The organism is Caballeronia terrestris (assembly GCF_001544515.1).
Lineage (GTDB): Bacteria > Pseudomonadota > Gammaproteobacteria > Burkholderiales > Burkholderiaceae > Caballeronia > Caballeronia terrestris.
Map to the genome: position 1 here is coordinate 1 of NZ_FCOL02000242.1, position 2,947 is coordinate 2,947.

A 2,947-nucleotide genomic window follows, 5' to 3' on the forward strand; every position below is an offset into this window, starting at 1 on the left:
ATCAAGGGGACCATCACGCCGAGCGACTCGGTGAAGGACGGCGAGCGCACTTGTCGGAAGTTGACGATCATCGCGGTCGCCAAAGGTCAGACGGAGACTTGGAGACCGACTGCCTGCAAGACAGGCAAGAGTGCGTGGCAGGTGCAGAAGCGATAGTGCCACGTTCGGAGGGCGATGCTTGCCTGACGCGTTGCGCGTTCGGCTTGCGCGATGGTACGCGGACGGCGCAAGGTCGTTCGTGCGCTGGCCGAATTGACGACATGCGTGGAGGGGGAGGTCACGATAGATTAGCCGGGCGCCAGACATGCGGCACTCGCCACATTTGTATTGCTCGCGATGCAGCTATTTTTTGTCTGCGGCCCGTCGCGTATCTGTAAGACCCGGGCGATAGAGTACGCGCGACTGCTGCGGCGCGCAACTGTCCCAGGATGTCAAGTTACTACGCCTAGTCCATTGAACCAATGAAATTGCACGACTCTAAGGTGCATGGGAAAAATAAATCGGAGTGGTGGCGAGCGCAGGGAATTGATGGCAATGCAGCGCAGTCGAACGATGGCTGTAGGTCAAGTGCGGCGTGCGCGGCTGATCCTTCTGCTCGACGAGGGCGCCTCGCGCCAGGCGATCGTGGATGAGTTGCGATGCGACTCGCGTTTCATCACGACCTGGAAGACTCGCTTCGGGAGCGAGCGTCTGGCGGGACTGTCTGGGCGACATCTGGGCCGTGCGCCGCGCCGCGATCTGGCACGCCTGGAAGCCCGTGTGCTTGATTACACGCTCCGGCGTAAGCCGCAGGACGGCTCGACTCACTGGAGCAGTCGCAAACTCGCCGCGCAGTTGGGCGTGCCGTTCATGACGGTGCAACGTAACTGGCGCAAGCACGATATTCGCCCTCATCGATCGATACCCACATGGTGTCCAACAATCCCGACCTTGAGACGAAGGCAGCTGACGGTATCGGGCTGTACCTGAACCCGCCGACGCATGCGGTGGTGTTTTGCGTGGACGAGAAGACCGCGATTCAGGCGCTGGACCGCAAGGACCGGATGTTGCCACTCTCGCCCGGGCGTGCCGAGAATCACGGCTTCGAATACAAGCGCAATGGCACCCTGAGTTTGTTCGCCGCGCCGAAAACGGCCACTGACGAAGTGCTGGGCAAGACTGCATTGCGCCACACCAGTGCCCAGTTCGTCGCCTTCCTCACCGAGGTTGTGTCGGCCCACCGCGCCACGCAAGAAATTCACGTGATCTGCGACCGTCAGCAGCCACAAAACACCGGCTGTCCAGACGTTCTTGCTCGATCATCCCAACGGCACGATGCATTACACACCCACCTATCCGTCATGGCTGAATCAGGTTGAGAACTGGTTGCTCAAATTCAGCGCGACGTCATCACGCGCGGCGTGTTCACCAGCACCAAAGACCTCGACAAAAAGCTCATGCGCTATATCCGTCAGTGCAACAAGCAAGCCGCACCGCTGAAATGGAAGTACGCCGACCCCGAGCGCCGCATCCGGTGCGATTCATCCGGTTCAATGGACTAGTGCGAGCACAAGCCCCGGCACGCCGAGGGGCGGTTCCTCGCAAATCCGCTGAAGCCGCTGGCGATTAGGATCCCAATGCCGGATGCAATCCATTTAAACGGATGCGCCTGACACTGAGTATCCGTGAGGAAGCGGCCAGGGCGGGGAGTAGGACGGCGGTGCTATTTCCGATAAGGCGCAGCGCGACAACGTCAACGAACACGAGCGACCGGACGTTCTGCTCGACGCTGTACCGTCAACGAGCATTCGATTTTCCCCACAGCGGCCATTCACGATCGACAAATCCAACCAGCCACTGAATGACGGCAACGGGGTGCTCGCCTGCCTCTGTCATGCGTTGCACCAACGCCAGTAATGCCGACATGCGGCAGATGCTTCGGTCTCAGTGAATGGCAACTGAACTTGCAGGCTGCCTTAGAGACCACTCCGGAATGACGGGGGATAGGGTCGCGGGTTTGCCAGCGCGATCACTCATATGGGTTAAGGCAACTAACCGTCTGTACTTCCTTCGTCGTACAAATTGAATCGGTCCGTGCAGAGCTAACTGCATCAGCGACAAAACAGTGCAATCTTAATTGCCCGCAGCACAGTCTCCAAGAGGCGGGGTTGTCGCGTGGAAGCGCGTGCGTGCAGTTCTCTACAACTGGACCCGCTGCTGGATTAAGTGAGCGCTCCGCGTGCGGAGAGCTCAGTGACTTGTTGCTGGCCATCGCCTTCGCAAAAGCTAGAATTCGTGCGCCGCTCGCTCTCGATTCAAACCGGAAATACGCTTCCACCGCCTTGATTACGATCACGCACTACAACCCGCGTCGCGACGGCCATTGAAGTAGCCTGCAGGCTGGTCGGGATTGCCGACAACGCGTCGAAGCGTCTAGCCTGACACCCGACAGAAGAAACGGCCTGAGACCCTGTGGACGCTGGCGCGAGGCATATCGCCACTTCAATGATAGTCATCTTCCAGTTGATGGCGGATAGTCAGCACCGTGACCGTTTCGCTGTCTTCGATTTCGAACAATCCGACATAGCCGCTGCGCCCGAACGGGATGATCAGTTTTTGGAGGAAGGGCGCGTCGGATCGCGCTTTGCGACACGTAAACGGCGAACCGAGGCGTCGCGAAGCGCCTGAATGGCCGCCTCGGCGAGTGTGAAATCGGTGGCGTCGCGTTCGAGGATGAAGCCGTACAGTAGGTCGAGGTCCGCTGCCGCCTCGATGGTGGCCCGAACCGCGTAGGTCACGCGCGGTCGCGCGCCGCGTCTTGGCTCCCGCGAGCCGGGCCTCGAGCGTAGACAAGACGTCATCGGCCGACACATATGGGCCGCTCTGGCTGGCGCTGTCGCGTGAGGCAAGGGCGCGCGCAATAAAATCGCTCCGTAAAAGCCGGCGCTCAATGTTCGCGCGGATCGAC

General features: G+C 59.9%; 2 protein-coding genes and 1 pseudogene. 1 reads left to right on the plus strand and 2 read right to left on the minus strand.

What is annotated here, in order from left to right; all coding sequences use genetic code 11:
- The first annotated feature begins 486 nt into the window (after nt 1-486).
- Nucleotides 487-1,541 (plus strand): annotated as a pseudogene (locus tag AWB67_RS35925) (IS630 family transposase).
- 235 nt (nt 1,542-1,776) lie between these two features.
- Here the strand turns inward: AWB67_RS35925 and AWB67_RS43125 are convergent.
- Both AWB67_RS43125 and AWB67_RS43660 read right to left on the minus strand, forming a co-directional pair.
- Complete coding sequence (locus AWB67_RS43125) at nt 1,777-1,905, minus strand: hypothetical protein (RefSeq protein ID WP_268808161.1); 129 nt, start codon at nt 1,903-1,905, stop codon at nt 1,777-1,779.
- Between the two features lie 683 nt (nt 1,906-2,588).
- The gene (locus AWB67_RS43660) at nt 2,589-2,777 is read right to left on the minus strand and encodes a hypothetical protein (protein ID WP_374729887.1); all 189 of its coding nucleotides are present in this window, start codon (nt 2,775-2,777) and stop codon (nt 2,589-2,591) included.
- Between the last annotated feature and the right edge of the window lie 170 nt (nt 2,778-2,947).